Source organism: Pseudoalteromonas sp. XMcav2-N, from assembly GCF_024124545.1.
Lineage (GTDB): Bacteria > Pseudomonadota > Gammaproteobacteria > Enterobacterales > Alteromonadaceae > Pseudoalteromonas.
Window position 1 is genome coordinate 135,593 of record NZ_JAMXSF010000016.1, and the last position, 16,265, is coordinate 151,857.

Below are 16,265 nucleotides of genomic sequence, written 5' to 3' on the forward strand. Positions count from 1 at the left end.
CATAACATAAACTACGTGACTGTTGGCCGGCCGCTTAACGCAACTTTGATTAAGTTCGGTGCAACTTGTTTGAGCAAGTAAAGATTGAATCATCGAAAATAGCGAATTAAAGGCGCGTTATAATATGATTTTATTTTATAAGCACCGGGTTACAATGATCTTGTTTTCACATTTATCCCTTCATGATTACCCATGATGTGTATTAAGGCCGCTTTATGCGGCCTTTTTTTTGTCAGCATTTTCTGCTTTCTGCTTTCTGCTTTCTGCTTTCTGCACCTGTAACCCTAAAAATAGTTTTTATGCTGCAGATGTCCCATTGTTTTCTTCCAGCAGGAAAAGGTGCACCCACAGTTCCATTAAAGGCAATACGGCTTCGTTGCTTAAGGCGTTGTCATTACAGTAACCTTGTTTAGTGAGCAAGGATCAACAAGACAATTAAATCAATCGGAAATTACGAACTAACAGAACGTAATAATATGATTTTATTTTATAACGGGCGAGCTACAATGATCTTGTTTTCACATTTATCCCTTCATGATTACCCATGATGTGTGTTAAGGCCGCTTTATGCGGCCTTTTTTTTGCTTGTCAGTTCTGTTCAGCTGCGCCTAACCTGCCTACCCTTAAGATGACACTTTTCAACAGGCAGTGCTTTATTGTCTGTACCAACTGTAAAAGGAAAAAGGTATGCGTACAATTCCATTGTTGATGTCGGTTGTTTTATCTGTGTTGCTGAGTGCCTGTGCGTCCATGGGACCGGGCGACGCCGCACAAAAGCGCGCCGAAATCCATAAAATGAAACGAGAAACCCTGACAAAACTGTATAGTAAAAAACCAGATATCCGTGCGCAGTTGAGTAATGCACCGGGTTATGCGGTGTTTTCCAATGCGAATCTGAACATCATTTTTGTCGCTGCCGGTACAGGCTATGGCGTGGTGGAGGATAATATCGCGGGCAAGTCAACCTACATGAATATGGCCGAAGGGGGAGTCGGGCTTGGCCTGGGTGCCAAGGACTATCGCATCGTGATGGTGTTTCACACTAAAGCGGCCATGAAACAGTTCGTCGAGTCGGGCTGGACATTTGGGGGCAACGCAGATGCGGCGGCAAGAGCTGCTGATAAAGGGGCATCCATTGAAGGTGAAGTTTATTATGGGGATGTCACCGTCTATACGTTTACCGAAAGTGGTTTGGCGTTGCAGGCGACCATCAAAGGCACCAAGTTCTGGAAAGATAAAGAACTAAACTGATTGGCTTACGCTCAGCTGGCTTCTCAGGCCAGCTGACAAATTTGCTTACCAATTGTCACAATTGTACTGGTTTTAACTCGCCGCTCTGACGTTACACTGACAGCAGACTAAAAACCAGGGAAGCAATATGATCTTAGTACTTGGCGCAAGTGGCGCGACGGGTAAGCTGGTTGTTGAGCAGTTGCAGTCGACGCAGGAGCCAGTCAGAGTGCTGGTACGAAAGTGCAGTACTCAACTGGCATGGTTGAAAACTAACCCTCAATTGGATGTCAGAGTCGGTGATATCGCTGAGCTCAGTACAAATGAGCTTAATGCCTTGGTATCGGGCGTACAGACGGTAATTTGTTGCCTGGGACATAGGGCAACGTTTCAGGGCATTTATGGCCCGCCGCGCCGCTTGGTGTGTGATGCTGTGCGTAATGTGTGTGAGGCAATCGATAAGAATCATGCCCACACTCAGGTAAAATTCATCTTGATGAACAGTACCGGATGTCGCAATGAGCTGCTGAATGAACGCCCATCTTTGGCACATCGAGCGGTAGTCGCATTACTCAGATTATGTCTGCCACCTCATCCGGACAACGAAGCGGCCGCACGGACCCTGCGGGCGTACTCGGCCGTCGAAACAGGGGTTGACTGGGTGGTCGTTCGTCCAGATTCATTGATTGATGAGCCTGAGGTGAGTGCCTACGACGTCCACCCATCTCCAATAAGAGATGCCATTTTTAACGCCGGGCAAACCAGTCGTATTAATGTTGCCCACTTTATGTGTCAGTTGGCACTGGACTCAGGCTTATGGCTGCAATGGCAGGGTCAGTCTCCCGTACTCTACAACCAAAGCCAGCCTTAGTACTCAATCGTGGTTTTGTAATCGTACCGGAAACCGATTGAAATGGAGTCGAAATCATCACCGTTGACAAACGACTTGTTAAGGTACTCAAGGTGTACCCTGAGTACCTTGATCGGGCTCCATTCCAGGGTGACGTTAAACCCATCAAAGCTGCCAGCCGCGGGATCTGAATCCCGAAAACCGTCATCAAAATCAAAATACCCAGCTTTCAACTTGTAGGCTTTGGCCAGTTGATAGGCGAATGACAGATCAAAGGTGTGGCCGCTGCGATCGGCGCCCGGAGCGCGTCGGTCATAATTTTTGTCCTGATAGGCAACCGCTGCGTAGAAGCGGGGTGTAAACTGATAAGCCAGTGAGGTCGCCCAAAGATTATTGTCTCCAAGCTGGATATCATCCGCATAAACATCATTTTGCTGATAGGTGATAGCTGCATGCAAATCGTTGGCATCATAGCTCAGACCCACATTGATTAAATCGTCAGAATTGCTGCCTGATTCTCCATTAAACTGTGCAACTGCGACAAAAGTAAAGGGTCCGGGGGTGAGTCGGTAACTTATTAGGTTATCAACAAAGAACAAGCTCTCAGGATCATAGGCGAACGGACTGTTAGCATGGTTGAAGATATCAACGTATTCGGCGATGAATAAATACTGCGCGGGTCTTTGCTTGCCAATACCAAAGCGGCCTACGGGTGTATTTAAGGCAGTGTAGGCCCGCCGAGAGCGACCAAAATTACCTTCATTTGCAACGTCAATACTCCATTCACCATGCAACTCAGCACTCCAGTCTTCGTCGAACTCGTGCGTTACTTTGAGTCCGGCGTGAGACAGTGCATCGCGTACGTCCCAATTGTCCTCGCCATTAGTTTCAAGGCGGCCGTAAGTCGGGCGCATTGTGGCATAGACGTCTAATGTACGCTTTTCTTCCTGGGCTGTTTCCTTGGATGTATGAGCAGGCTTTTGTTTGTCCGCTGTCGGTTGTGAGGTTTTGGCAGCAGGCTCAGATACGTGCGTTGCTGTTGTCGGTGGGTGTTGTTTCTCGAAGCGTGCTTTTAATGCCCGCAGTTGCGCTTCCAGAGCTTCGATATCTGCCATTGTGACAGGGCGCTCTGAGCTCGCATGGCTGCTGGACATTGGGATACACAGCGCTACCAGGATAGCTTTAGCTACAGAAGAGATCGCGATTTTCATAGCAAATTACCAAATTCGTTGCGTTAGTTGCGATAAACCGAATTATAGACAACACTTTGGCAAAGGGTGATTTTAATTGGCCTAAATTATATGAAAATCCGCAGCAAATTCTCTTTGGCATCGGCGCTTCTCATCTTTGTGATCATCTTAGTGATCAGCACGACCACGTATTGGTTGGTGAATACTTCTATGAATAAGAAAACCACCGCCTATGTGAGTGATTCCGCACAGTTACTGGCGCTGGGAATTGATAACTGGCTGGCCGAGAAAGCCGCTTTGATTAGATTATTGCGAAGTCAGATTGAAGCTGATTTTAGTCCGGATCAATTTCAAAAGGGGCTTGAATCACCCTATTTTAAAGAGGCATTTTTGCTGGCATTTGGTACTTTAAGCAACGAGCCCGTTTTAAGGTCGAACAATCCTAACCGGCAAAATCCGCCGGATGTCGACTTTCGGGAGCGGGGCTGGTACAAACTGGCCAGAGACAAAGGCAAGACGGTGTTTACCAGCCCGTATACGGATGCCGCGACGGGAGAGTTATTGCTCTCAGTGGTGGCACCTATCAATTCGGGTGGCCAGTTTCGTGGTGCCATTGGCGGCGATCTCAGTCTGGATACCATTGCCAAAAGCGTCAATGCAGTGAACTTTGATGGCACAGGTTATGCCTTTTTAGTAGACAGCAAAGGGACCATCGTCTCTCACCAAAATGCCAAGCTCAATGGCAAGCCGCTTAGTGCTTTATCGCCTCAATTGCATAAATCAGCAGAGCAGACCCTATTGGAAGTGACTGTAAAAGGGGAGGCGAAGCTACTCTACTTTTATCCATTGTCTCAGCAATACGGCACGGATTGGTATCTGGCAGTCTTGCTTGATAAAGCACTGGTGTTTCGTGATCTGAGAGAGTTGTCTATGAGTACTCTGATGCTGGCTGTTGTGGCGATCCTGCTAGGGGCATTTCTGAGTCGTGCGTTAGCAATTCAGCTACTTAGACCACTAAAAGACCTCAACGATGCGATCACCAACATTGCGTCGGGTAGCGGCGATCTGACGCAGCGTGTACGTATAAAACACCAGGATGAATGCGGTAAGGTGGCGCAGGAGTTTAACCAGTTTCTGGGGTCATTACATAGCTTGGTAACTGACGTGAAACAGCGGGCTGATATGGTGGTTGCCAGTTGTGACGAGGCACGAACTTTGGCTAATCAGTCCAGCTCTCAGCTCACTGAGCAAGTACAGTTAATCGAGGGGCTGGCAACGGCAATGCACGAAATGAGCACCACCTCCAGTGAGATAGCTGGCAGCGCGCAGAATGCGGCAACATCCATTACTTCCGTTAATGAAAAAGCGGCGCAGGGTCAGCAGGTATTCCAGAAAACCCGTGGAGAAATTAGCGCGTTAGCAGACGAAATTAACACATCGCACGAAATGAGTACGCAACTGGCCGAATATAGCCAAAGTATTGAAAACATCTTGTCTGTCATCAACGGTATTGCAGAACAAACAAACCTGTTGGCCTTGAATGCCGCCATTGAAGCAGCCAGGGCTGGTGAGCAAGGGCGGGGCTTTGCAGTGGTCGCTGATGAAGTACGCTCACTGGCGACCAAAACGCAAGAATCGACTACCGAAATCAAGTCCATGATAGAGCAGATCCAAGCCTCGTCGATACAAGTCCAAAGTGCGATGGGCAGCAGTCGCGATAAAACTTTGCTCTGTGTGGAGCAAACAGAGCAGGCCACGGGTATGCTTAATGAGATATCCGAAGCCGTCAAAGATATCATGGATCGCAATATTCAGATTGCAACTGCCATAGAAGAACAAAGCGTGGTGATTGAGGAAATTAATAAAAATACCTCTAATATCAATGATATTAGCGTAGAGGTAGGGAGTTTTGCGATTCGTCAGTACGAGTCCAGCAAGGTGCTGGCACAACATGCTCATGAACAAGAGGGGCTGCTGTCGAAATTCACGCTTTAGCTTGGCTGCGGCAAGTTGTACACTTGTCGCATAACCAATAGAGTAAATGAGCCAACTTTGGACAACAAGAAAAACATATGGGTGGATGCAGATGCGTGTCCTGTGGTGATACGCGAGATTTTATTCCGTGCCGCAGCCAGAACCCAGATGCCCGTCACATTCGTCGCCAATCAGTATATAAAAACACCGCCGTCACCCTACATTCACAAGCTACAGGTAAGCAGTGGTTTTGACGTTGCCGACAACGAAATTGTACGTCGTATGAACGCGGGAGATTTAGTGATCACCAGTGATATTCCACTGGCGGCAGAAGCCATAGAGAAAGGCGGGCTAGCACTGAGCACGCGCGGTGAAGAATTTACCCGGGAAAACATTCGCTCCCGGCTGAATATTCGTGATTTTATGGATACCATGCGCAGCAGTGGTATGGTCAGTGGCGGTCCACCTCCGCTGGGGCAGGCAGAAAAACAACAGTTTGCCAACAGCCTGGACCGCTGGTTGCAACAAAACAAAGGCTAGCCTGAAACACCGACTCATCCCGGGTCGGTGCCTTGTTCGTCTGACCGTTATGCCATATCGGCGTGCATCACTTTTGCCCAAACCTCAACAAAATCTTGTACAAATTTGGCACGGTTATCGTCCTGTGCATAAAATTCGGCATAACTGCGTAATACTGAGTTAGAGCCGAAAACCAGATCGACGCGGGTTGCCGTCCACGCCACTTCGCCGCTCTGACGGTCAATCAACAGATAAGTGTGTTTATCCTTCGGCTGCCACTGGTATTGCATGTCGGTCAGCGTAATAAAAAAGTCGTTGCTTAATACTTCAGGCTGATCTGTAAATACACCATGTTGCGTGGCACCATGATTGGTGTTGAGTACACGCATGCCACCCAGCAGTGCCGTCATCTGCGAGGCTGTGAGCCCCAGCAACTGGGCCTTGTCCAGCATGAGCTCTTCCGGGCTCACCTGATAGGGTGCTTTTAACCAGTTACGAAACGCATCATGCAACGGCTCCAGGACGGCAAACGCCTCGACATCCGTCATCTCATCGGTGGCGTCGCCCCGTCCGGGTGTAAACGGCACCTGAATGTCGAAACCTGCCGCTTGCGCGGCCTGCTCAACAGCAAGATTGCCAGCCAGCACCAGCGTATCGGCCAGGCTGGCATTGTGTTGCTTTGCGATGGGAGTGAGGGTAGCCAGTACTTTACTCAGTCGTGCAGGTTCGTTGCCTAGCCAATCCTTTTGTGGTGCCAGACGAATACGCGCACCGTTAGCACCGCCACGCCGATCTGAACCGCGAAACGTTCTTGCACTGTCCCAGGCCGTCGCAACACGTTCTGCAATACTCAGGCCGCAGGTCGCGATGGCTTGTCTGAGCGCCTGAAGGTCGTAGCTGGTATTACCGGCCGGAACCGGATCTTGCCAGAGACTGGTTTCCTTTGGTACATCCGGTCCTATATAACGCGATACCGGGCCCAAATCGCGGTGCGTAAGTTTAAACCAGGCCTGTGCAAACACCTTTGAAAAATAGTCCGGATCATCGTAAAAACGCTGAGAAATTTTACGATAGACGGGGTCAATTTTCATCGCCATATCGGCGTCCGTCATAATTGGGCTATGGCGCTTTTGAGGGTCGGCGACATCCGGATATTTGTCTTCTTCTTTCACATTAATGGGCTGCCACTGCCAGGCGCCTGCCGGGCTCTTTTTTAGTTCCCATTCATAGTTAAGCAACAAATGAAAGTAGCCGTTGTCCCAGCGAGTCGGCTCGCTTGTCCAGGCACCTTCCAGTCCGCTGGTTACCGCGTGTTTACCAGTGGCGCCGTCATTGAGCCAGCCAAATCCCTGGGCTTCCAGGTTGGCTGCTTCGGGCTCGGGGCCAAGTGCCTGTGCATCGCCATTACCATGGCATTTGCCTACCGTATGTCCACCGGCGGTCAGTGCAACCGTCTCTTCGTCGTTCATGGCCATACGGGCAAATGTCGTGCGCACATCTTCGGCCGTTTTTTGTGGATCCGGCTTTCCGTCTACCCCCTCTGGGTTGACATAAATAAGACCCATCATCACGGCGGCAAGAGGGTTATGCAGCTCCCGCTCACTGTGATAGCGACTGTTGTCGCTGTCGCTGGTGGCGAGCCATTCAGATTCAGGGCCCCAGTAAATGTCTTTCTCAGGATGCCAAATGTCTTCGCGGCCAAATGCAAACCCGTAGGTTGCTAAGCCCATAGATTCATATGCTATGGTCCCGGCATAGGCGATTAGGTCAGCCCAGCTCAGTCGGTTTCCATATTTTTGTTTAATCGGCCAAAGCAGGCGGCGGGCCTTATCCAGATTAGTATTATCGGGCCAGGAGTTAAGCGGCGCAAATCTGAGGTTCCCAGTGCTGGCACCACCACGGCCATCTGCAATTCGATACGTCCCTGCGGCATGCCAGGTCATACGAATCATCAGTCCACCGTAATGCCCCCAGTCTGCCGGCCACCAGGGTTGACTGTTGGTCATCAGCGTATGCAGTTCTTGTTTAAGGGCGTCAAAATCGAGTTGTTTGACGGCTTCGCGATAGCAAAACTCCTCACCCATTGGGTTAGTTTTACTGTCGTGTTGGTGCAGTATGTCGAGACTCAATGTTTTGGGCCACCATTTTGGCTGCGCCAATTGCTCTGTTGTGGGGCTGTTATGTAATATCGGACAGGTGCCAGGGCGGCCATTTGCTTGCATTGCTGTGTCTCCTTTCAAGTCACGGCGTGTTGGACTGCGCTGATTAAATACGGCTGTTATCAGGCGACGGGCTATAAATTATAGTCAAAACATGATTAGGTTGAGTGAATTTCATACGCTATAAAAGCTGATTGAGATCACCAGTGCGGTTTTACGCAGGCAAGTGTTCGAATAAGACTAAACGTGAAGCAGGAGAGAAAATGATAAGAATAATGACACAAAGCGACTTTCAACGTTTCTGGCCAACCTTTAAAGCGGTGATTGAACAACAAGAGACCTATGCTTTTGACCCCGACATGTCACAGCAGGCGGCCTATGCACTGTGGTGCGAAAAAGTAGACTGTGCCTATGTCATGGTCGAAGAAGACGAGATCCTCGGAAGCTATTATTTGAAAGCCAATGCGATGGGGCCGAGCGATCATATTTGCAATTGTGGCTATATGGTCACAACTCATGCTAGGGGTAAAGGAGTTGCGCGCGCCTTGTGTGAGCATTCCCAAAATGAGGCAAAAGCAAGAGGCTACCTAGCTATGCAGTTTAACTCAGTGGTTGCCAGTAATCAGGTGGCGGTGCAGCTGTGGCAAAGATTGGGGTATCAAATAATCGGAACAATTCCAAAGGCTTATCGTCATCCTCGTTTGGGCTTTACTGATAGCTATATCATGTATAAATGGCTCGACTAAAAAAATAATGTTATTTTATATCAATACCATAGGCTATAAAGAGGCATTGACATCGCCTCCCGGCCCGCCTATATTGCTGGCAACTTAATCAATCGTGAGAAGGTAAGTTGCGTTTACTACAGGGTCTGCTCAGCATAATTATGCTGTTACTGATTGGCGTTCAATCGGTGACTGCTGCTGTCGATCCCGGCAACTTTCATCAACCTGATCAAGCACACCTGCAAACTAAGCACGTTCATGATGACAACTATTCTGCCTCGGACAGGCTTATTTTTGATGAGCAGGGACATGTGATCTCCGACTGTCACCATTGTGGTCATTGTAGTGGTAGTCATACTATCTGGATGTCAGCCAGGCTCTCACTGGTATCCGGATTAATAAAACCTGAAACCTCATTTTTACCAGGCGACACTCAGGTTCGCCGACGCATTGAATCTCAGTTTAAACCTCCCATCGCCTAATTCTGCGCCTACTGATCTTGTTTAGGTCAGCGTTTGTTTTTTCCGTTTGACGGATCGCCGCCGTGTGCCTGTTGTCATATGACAATGGGCGGCGCGATTGGTCGTCCCATTTTTGCCTGAAACAGACAGGCTGAAGCTTGTGAGCATACCTGATGCACGACAAGCTACGAATTAGAGATTTACACAACCATGAACAAAGGTATTTTTAGTTACGCTACAGGGTTAGTGCTGATATCACTGAAGGTCAGTGCCGGTTTGAGCACCGATCCAGACCATAGCCATAAAGAACAACATGCGCCAGTTGAGGCTTCTCACGTTACCCAGCCTCATGCACAAAGTGTGATGCTTAGCGAAGCTCAACAGGCAAAGATCAACCTAAAGTTGGTGGCAGTCCAGCCAGTATATGAACGCATTCCACTTTATGCACCAGGTGAACTCAAAGCCAATAGTTTTACCAGCTATGTCGTTACGCCACGCATTGACTCCGTGATTGAGCGCCGTCATGCCGTTTTGGGTGAGATAGTGAAACAGGGCGATAAGCTTGTTACCTTATTTAGTCAGGATATGGCACAGGCGCAGGCAGACTACCTTATTGCTGCCAGTGAATGGCTGCGAGTCGCGCGCCTAACCGATTCGAGCGTGAGTGTAAACCAGCAGGTTGTCGCGAAGGCCCAGTTCAAGGCGGCGCAGGGTAAACTGCTGGCGATGGGGATGAGTCTGTCTGATATCGGCCGGTTACAAGAGACTAAGGCTCAATCGTTGGGTATCTATACCTTGTCCGCACAGCGCAGCGGGATTGTCCTGGCGGATAACTTTGAGCAGGGCCAACGCTTTGAGCCGGGCGAGGCCATCATGCAGCTCGCCGATGAATCAACTTTATGGGTAGAAGTCAGGTTAGCAGCCACACAGCAGGACCCGATCAATACCCATACGCGTGTTGAGATTGAACACAATCTTCGTCGCTACCCGGCAGAGGTGATCCAGCAGGGGCACAGACTGGACCCTCTCACACGTACCCGAGTGGTTCGCCTGCAAGTAGACAATCCAGACGATACGTTACATGCCGGGATGTTTGTCAGTGCGTATTTTATGTTTAACACAACAAGCCCTGTTATTGCAGTGCCTGAATCAGCTCTGGTGCGCGATACTGCGGGCAAGTGGCAGGTGTTTGTAGAACATGACACGGGTGAGTTTGTCGCTATACCTGTTATACGCGGCAAGCTGATCGGGGATAGGGTGATAATTGAATCTGCGTCGCCCTCGCAAGTGATTGAGGCGGGCACCCGAGTGGTTATTCAAGGCGCATTCTTTGTTGCCTCCGAATTAGCAAAAAGTGGCTTTGATCCACATAACCACTGAGGGCGCATAAGATGTTAGACAAGATAATAAAAGGGACAATTACACACCGTGCCCTGGTGCTATTTGTGGCACTCATTATTCTGACTGGGGCGCTTTGGCAAATACCTCGCCTGAATCTGGATGCATTTCCGGATGTGACCAATGTTCAGGTAACCGTAAACACTGAAGCGCCTGGGTTAGCGGCACAGGAAGTTGAACAGTTGATCACTTACCCGATTGAAGCCGTAATGTATGCGCTGCCGGATGTTGAGCAGGTACGTTCAGTGTCGAAGACAGGGTTGTCCGGGGTGACTGTTGTCTTTAAAGAAGGGACGGATATTTACTTTGCCAGGCAGTTGGTATTTGAGCGGCTGCAGGCCGCCCGCTCACTGATCCCTGATTCCGTGGGAACCCCGGATATGGGGCCGAATACCTCTGGGCTGGGTCAGGTTTATCAATACCTGCTGGTGGCTGAGCCCGGTTCAGGCTTTGATGAAATGGCGCTGCGTGGCATCAACGATTGGGTGGTTAAACTCTTGCTGATGCCGGTAGAAGGGGTGACTGACGTGCTGTCATTCGGGGGGCAGGTTAAACAATACCAGGTGGATCTGGATCCTGCGCGCTTGTTGGCTTATAAGCTAACCCAGGCTCAGGTGCAGCAAGCCTTGACAGACAATAATCGTAATGTAGGTGGTTGGTATCTTGACCGGGGCCAGGAACAGCTTGTGATCCGTGGAGTTGGTTGGTTCGCAAGTGGTGAGCCAGGCTTAGCACAAATTCGTCAGGTCCCCGTCAAGACAGAGAATGGGACTGTGGTTCGAGTGAGTGACATTGCACAGGTCAAATTGGGTGGAGAGATCCGTCAGGGAGCGGTGACCATGACCCAGCGTGATCATACAGGCAAGCATCAGCCCCTGGGTGAGGTAGTGAGTGGTATTGTTCTTAAACGTATGGGGGCTAATACCAAAGCGACAATTGACGGGATAAACGAAAAAGTGGCGCAGATCAACCGAGCGCTGCCGCCGGGTGTGAAATTTGTACCTTTCTATGATCAGAGTATGTTGATAGACAAGGCTGTGAGCACAGTAACCCAGGCGCTTTTGCTGGCATTTGTGTTTATTGCCGTGGTGTTAATCTTTTTTCTATTTAATCTGCGCGCGGCGATCCTGGTTATACTCTCGGTGCCTGCGGCAATTATTCTGGCTCTGGGGCTGATGTCTGTGGTGGGAATGTCGGCAAATTTGATGTCGCTGGGTGGGCTGGCGGTAGCTATCGGTATGCTGGTGGATGGCTCGGTTGTTATGGTCGAGCGCATATTGCAACGACAGTCCTGTCAGTTGGTGCCTTCCGGCGAGAAGAGCTGGCGCTTTCATGAACTGGTTACCTCAGCCGCAATGGATGTCGCCAGACCTATCTTTTTTGCTTCCACGATTATCCTGTTGGTTTTTTTGCCTTTGTTTTCCTTCGAAGGCGTTGAAGCCAAGCTCTTCGTACCCATGGCTATCAGCATTATGCTGGTCATGGTGTGTGCTGTTGTGATTGCTTTACTGGTGGTGCCGCCTTTAGCCTGCTATTTGCTGAAAAGCCGCAAACCGGGGCAGCGCAATGCGATGTTAGCAAAAGTGGAAGAGTACTATCGACAGTTACTGACACAAGCGCAGCGATATGGCAAAGCATTGTTTATGGTAATCTCGGCTTTGTTTGTAATTGCGATATACACACTGGGACAAATTGGCACTGAGTTTGTCCCTGAGCTGGAAGAAGGGACCTTGAATTTACGTGTAACACTGGCACCGTCTGCCAGTCTGGAAACGGCTTTGTCTGTTGCGCCTAAACTGGAGCAAACGTTATTGGAATTTGAAGAAGTCACTTATGCACTGAGCCGCATTGGCCGCCCAGAGGTCGGTGGCGATCCCGAGCCGGTCAACAACATTGAAATCTATATAGGACTCAGGCCTGTTGACCAGTGGAAAAATGCGGACACAAGGGAAGCGCTGCAAGAGAAAATGGCGGTGGCACTTGCCGTTCACCCTGGTTTGCTTTTTAACTTCTCTCAGCCAATAGCGACTCGCGTTGATGAGTTGCTATCGGGCGTTAAAGCTCAGCTAGCGATTAAACTGCTCGGTCCGGATTTAACCGTATTGATGAAAAAAGGAGAGGAGCTTGAGCACTTAGTCCAAAGCGTCAACGGCACAGTGGATGTCGCATTGGAGCAGCTGAGTGGGGAGGCGCAATTGGTGATCACACCAGACAGGGAAGCTTTATCGCGTTTTGGACTCTCTGTCAGCGATGTAATGGAGTTGGTCAGCAGTGGTTTAGGGGGCAATACGGCGGGCCAGGTTGTAAAGGGGAATGAAAGGTATGATATTTACGTCAGACTGACTGAACCTGCCAGGCGAAACCCCGCTGTAATAGAATCTCTGAGACTTCTGTCCCCCTCAGGTGCCTGGGTCAGTTTAAAAGAAGTGGCAAATGTAGAATTTGCGTCAGGCCCTGTACAAATCCGCCGCGATGACGTGCAGCGCAGAATAGTTGTGCAGGCCAATGTGTCTGGCAGGGATATGGGCAGCGTTGTAGAAGATATCAGAGCAAAGATTGACGGCGCGTTATCACTTCCTCCTGGTTACAGTGTTGAGCTTGGTGGTCAGTTTGAAAGCCAGCAACGTGCCTACAAGAGATTGGCGCTCGTTATTCCCTGTGCTCTGCTGCTAATGACTCTGTTGCTGTTCGTGACCTTTAATTCCGCAGGTCAGGCTGCTCTTGTCATGATGAGCATTCCGCTGGGCGTTATTGGCGGTGTCTTTTCTTTATATTGGTCTGGGCAATACTTATCTGTTCCGGCTTCTGTAGGGTTTATTACGTTGTTTGGTGTAGCAGTATTGAACGCGGTGGTCCTCGTGGAGAGCATTAATCGTCGCATTGCCTCAGGAGAAGAGCTATCGACTGCAATACAAGAAGGTGCCGCGTCCCGATTACGCCCGGTATTGATGACTGCGCTCACCTCCGCATTGGGATTAATGCCAATTTTGTTGTCCTCGGGGGTAGGCTCAGAAGTTCAGAAACCTTTAGCCAGTGTGGTTATCGGTGGCTTGATTACTTCAACCTTGCTCACGTTGTTTGTATTGCCCATCTTATTTGAACGATTCAGTACCAAATCTGTAACGAGGGAGGCTGGCTAAGGTTGATCGTGGTCAGAAAGCCGATACAGTGAATCGGCTTTCTTTATTGCGTTCTAGTTTGACGCTTTCTTATTGAGCAAATAAACAGCACACAAAGCACACGCACCGCCCACTGCAACGCCTACGCTGGGCCGTTCACCAAAGTACCAGGCAGACAGTCCCATTGCCGTGACGGGTACCACGAAGACGAAAGAGCTCGAACGGTTGGGACCAAGCTTTTGTGTTGCCAGGAAGAATACACTGGTGGCGATGCTTACTACGACAATCGATAAAAACAGCAAGTGATGCCAGTAATACGCCGGAAACTTTGCTGCACCGATGAAAGGGTCATGTTGATAAGCAAATGCATAGCTTAATAACGAAGCCCAAAAATACATGAGCGTACTAAATGTAATGAAGTCAGCATAATGGGTCCCGCGCTGGCTGATGAGGGTCAAAAAGGCCCAGGTGAGTGATGCGAGGATAAAGTACAGATTACCTGCAGAAAGTATCTGATCAAGGTCGAAATGCCACACTTCAATCATCATTAGTCCACCGCCCAGACCCATAGCCAGCCCAATTCCCTGGCGCCGGTTGATGGCTTGCCCCAATAATATTGCACTCAAAATAAAGGTAAACACGGGATTGGAGGTGGTGACCAGCATGCCACCCTTACCTGGCAACCCATCGGCCAGGCCAAGAAAAAACAACTGATTGTAAAAAGCGAGAAAAAAGCCTGCTGGCAGTGACCATGCTAAAGCGCGTTTATTGAACCTGAGGTTCAGCAAGTTGAATTTTTGCATTACCCACATAATAGGAAGCATGCTGATTGCAGCCAGAAAAAGTCGGTAGAATACGGTGACCTGAGCGGGTGCAACCTCTGCGATAATTTTTCCTGAAATCCAACTCATTCCCCAAAATAGCATGGCTGAAACTAAGGCAAATACAATCGGTGATTCGTTGGGTTGGTCGTGGCACGTTGTGGTCGACATGAGAGTCCTTTCTGGCTTAATTGCTTTTTGAAGTCGCTAGAGTAGCAAATCTAGCCAATAGTGAGGAGAGTGTCGTTTTAATATTGAACTACCTTTTTGAAATTATGAGTTTTATTTATTCAAACGGCGGGATCAGAAAACCTTAAGTTTGTATGGCTGAGCGATACCTTTAACCTTGTTGACACGGAAGTCGTGTCTGGCTGCCGGAATGACAACAGTTTTACGAAGGAGCCAACGATGGCGATATATATTCAACTTATTTTAACTTGCTGTGTTTTGGTATCGGGGTATAGCTATGCAACAACAGACGCTGATAAGCAAGCGATAGAGTTCGCAGCTAAGGGCTATTTGATTGCGCAGATAGAAGTTCGCCCTGAGTTGATGGCAAAAGTAACAGATGATGAATTGATAAAGCGGACTTATTGGCGCGATCAGCAAGGCGAGGAATTCGTCATGGCTATGGGTAAACAAGGAATGATTGAACTTGCAGCAGAATACAACCGTGTGGGTACTCGTTTTGCAGCCCAACCTAAAATGGAACTGAGAATTTTAGATATTGATAAACGTGTGGCTACTGTAAAACTGATCACTGACGAGTGGATAGACTATATGCATTTATATAAAACCGCCTCTGGCGAATGGCAGATCCTAAATGTGCTGTGGCAGTTTCATCAGATACATAAGCATAAGAGCGTCAGGTAATGTGTAAGGAACAAAACTGTAATGGCCCGTAATTGCTTTTATCTGTCAGAAATCTATAGTTTGCACATAGATTATTCAGTCAGAGAATGCCACTGTGATTACAAATATTGCTGTTACTTATGAGAACAAAACATCAAAGCCAATTTTTGCATTTCTATGTCAAAAAGGAGATATCAAAGCGCTTACCCTCACGCAGATCTTCCCTGGCTCTTGTTATAGGCTGTCGGCCGAGTTTGAGGATTTACAAGATCTGGAGGTTGGTTTTGGTGACTCTTGGTCTAACCCTAAGTTGGTGATGCCTTTGAGTGCGTCTACAGGGCACAGTGAATTCCACGTATGCCTGGATGACAACAATATGATGGAAGTTGAGCAGTCGGGTACATCGGTAAAAAAGCACAAGCGATACTTTTATGATGCGGTTTGCGTCTAGATAAATAGGTATTCTTTTTATAGCAATCTGGGTAATCATTTATAGTGTCTACACTTGGCGTTCTCTAGATGACACCGGTTATTACTTCCAGGCTAAAATATATGATAAGCGTAATAAAAAGGTTTCTAAGCACAGCTGGAAACCTTTTTTATTTGAATGAATTTCAGGCTTAAATTGAAGATAAACGGTTTTTTTGTGTGTTATTTGTTCGAATGAGTCGGCTTGGGTATTTTTCTTCAAAAAAGGGGTTGCGCTGAGGTTCGATTTCCCTATAATGCGCATCCACCAACACGGGGCACAACGCTGAAAAGCAACGAGCCAACGAGTTGGGAGTCAGGTAAAACTTAATGTTGAAAGTTTTCAAAGTTAAGTGTTGACATTAAAAGGGGAGTGATTAGAATGCACAACCCTCAGCGCTAACAGCGCAGCGACATTGAGTCGCACTGTTCTTTAAAAATATGAAGCAATCATCTGTGTGGGCACTCGTACAGATTGAGTTCTAACAGCGAATTTCAG

The 16,265-nt window shown here is 48.5% G+C and carries 13 protein-coding genes; 10 read left to right on the forward strand and 3 right to left on the reverse strand.

All coding sequences use genetic code 11. The features are described 5' to 3' along the window. The first annotated feature begins 687 nt into the window (after positions 1-687). Both NH568_RS18855 and NH568_RS18860 read left to right on the forward strand, forming a co-directional pair. A complete protein-coding gene (locus tag NH568_RS18855) occupies positions 688-1,251 on the forward strand; it encodes a YSC84-related protein (protein ID WP_054017039.1) in 564 nt (187 codons plus the stop codon). 127 nt (positions 1,252-1,378) lie between these two features. Further along, positions 1,379-2,101, forward strand: a complete 723-nt coding sequence (locus NH568_RS18860; protein ID WP_253049775.1) for an NAD(P)-binding oxidoreductase — start codon at positions 1,379-1,381, stop codon at positions 2,099-2,101. Here NH568_RS18860 and NH568_RS18865 read toward each other — a convergent pair. Further along, positions 2,098-3,291, reverse strand: a complete 1,194-nt coding sequence (locus NH568_RS18865) for a porin (RefSeq protein WP_253049777.1) — start codon at positions 3,289-3,291, stop codon at positions 2,098-2,100. The two genes, NH568_RS18860 and NH568_RS18865, sit on opposite strands and share 4 nt — an antisense overlap. Positions 3,292-3,480: 189 nt before the next feature. Between NH568_RS18865 and NH568_RS18870 the strand changes: the two genes are divergently transcribed. Further along, a complete protein-coding gene (locus NH568_RS18870) occupies positions 3,481-5,265 on the forward strand; it encodes a methyl-accepting chemotaxis protein (RefSeq protein WP_253049779.1) in 1,785 nt (594 codons plus the stop codon). 57 nt (positions 5,266-5,322) lie between these two features. Beyond that, the gene (locus NH568_RS18875) at positions 5,323-5,784 is read left to right on the forward strand and encodes a YaiI/YqxD family protein (RefSeq protein ID WP_138552943.1); all 462 of its coding nucleotides are present in this window, start codon (positions 5,323-5,325) and stop codon (positions 5,782-5,784) included. 47 nt (positions 5,785-5,831) lie between these two features. On the opposite strand, the gene katG is transcribed toward NH568_RS18875, so the two are convergent. Then, the gene (gene katG, locus NH568_RS18880) at positions 5,832-7,985 is read right to left on the reverse strand and encodes a catalase/peroxidase HPI (protein WP_253049781.1); all 2,154 of its coding nucleotides are present in this window, start codon (positions 7,983-7,985) and stop codon (positions 5,832-5,834) included. Between the two features lie 200 nt (positions 7,986-8,185). On the opposite strand from katG, the gene NH568_RS18885 reads away from it, so the two are divergent. From NH568_RS18885 to NH568_RS18900, 4 genes are all read left to right on the forward strand, one after another. Further along, the gene (locus tag NH568_RS18885; protein ID WP_253049783.1) at positions 8,186-8,668 is read left to right on the forward strand and encodes a GNAT family N-acetyltransferase; all 483 of its coding nucleotides are present in this window, start codon (positions 8,186-8,188) and stop codon (positions 8,666-8,668) included. Positions 8,669-8,775: 107 nt separating this feature from the next. Then, on the forward strand, positions 8,776-9,129 hold the full coding sequence (locus NH568_RS18890) for a hypothetical protein (RefSeq protein WP_253049785.1): 354 nt from the start codon (positions 8,776-8,778) through the stop codon (positions 9,127-9,129). A gap of 189 nt (positions 9,130-9,318) precedes the next feature. After that, positions 9,319-10,488: an efflux RND transporter periplasmic adaptor subunit gene (locus NH568_RS18895; RefSeq protein ID WP_253049787.1), complete on the forward strand. Its 1,170-nt coding sequence runs from the start codon at positions 9,319-9,321 to the stop codon at positions 10,486-10,488. A gap of 11 nt (positions 10,489-10,499) precedes the next feature. Then, positions 10,500-13,646 (forward strand): CusA/CzcA family heavy metal efflux RND transporter, encoded by a 3,147-nt coding sequence (locus NH568_RS18900; protein WP_253049789.1) that lies wholly within the window; start codon positions 10,500-10,502, stop codon positions 13,644-13,646. Positions 13,647-13,699: 53 nt separating this feature from the next. Here NH568_RS18900 and NH568_RS18905 read toward each other — a convergent pair whose 3' ends face one another. After that, positions 13,700-14,617, reverse strand: a complete 918-nt coding sequence (locus NH568_RS18905; RefSeq protein WP_253049791.1) for a DMT family transporter — start codon at positions 14,615-14,617, stop codon at positions 13,700-13,702. 237 nt (positions 14,618-14,854) lie between these two features. On the opposite strand from NH568_RS18905, the gene NH568_RS18910 reads away from it, so the two are divergent. After that, complete coding sequence (locus NH568_RS18910) at positions 14,855-15,319, forward strand: nuclear transport factor 2 family protein (RefSeq protein ID WP_253049793.1); 465 nt, start codon at positions 14,855-14,857, stop codon at positions 15,317-15,319. 94 nt (positions 15,320-15,413) lie between these two features. Continuing rightward, positions 15,414-15,749, forward strand: a complete 336-nt coding sequence (locus tag NH568_RS18915; protein WP_138552951.1) for a hypothetical protein — start codon at positions 15,414-15,416, stop codon at positions 15,747-15,749. Positions 15,750-16,265 lie beyond the last annotated feature (516 nt).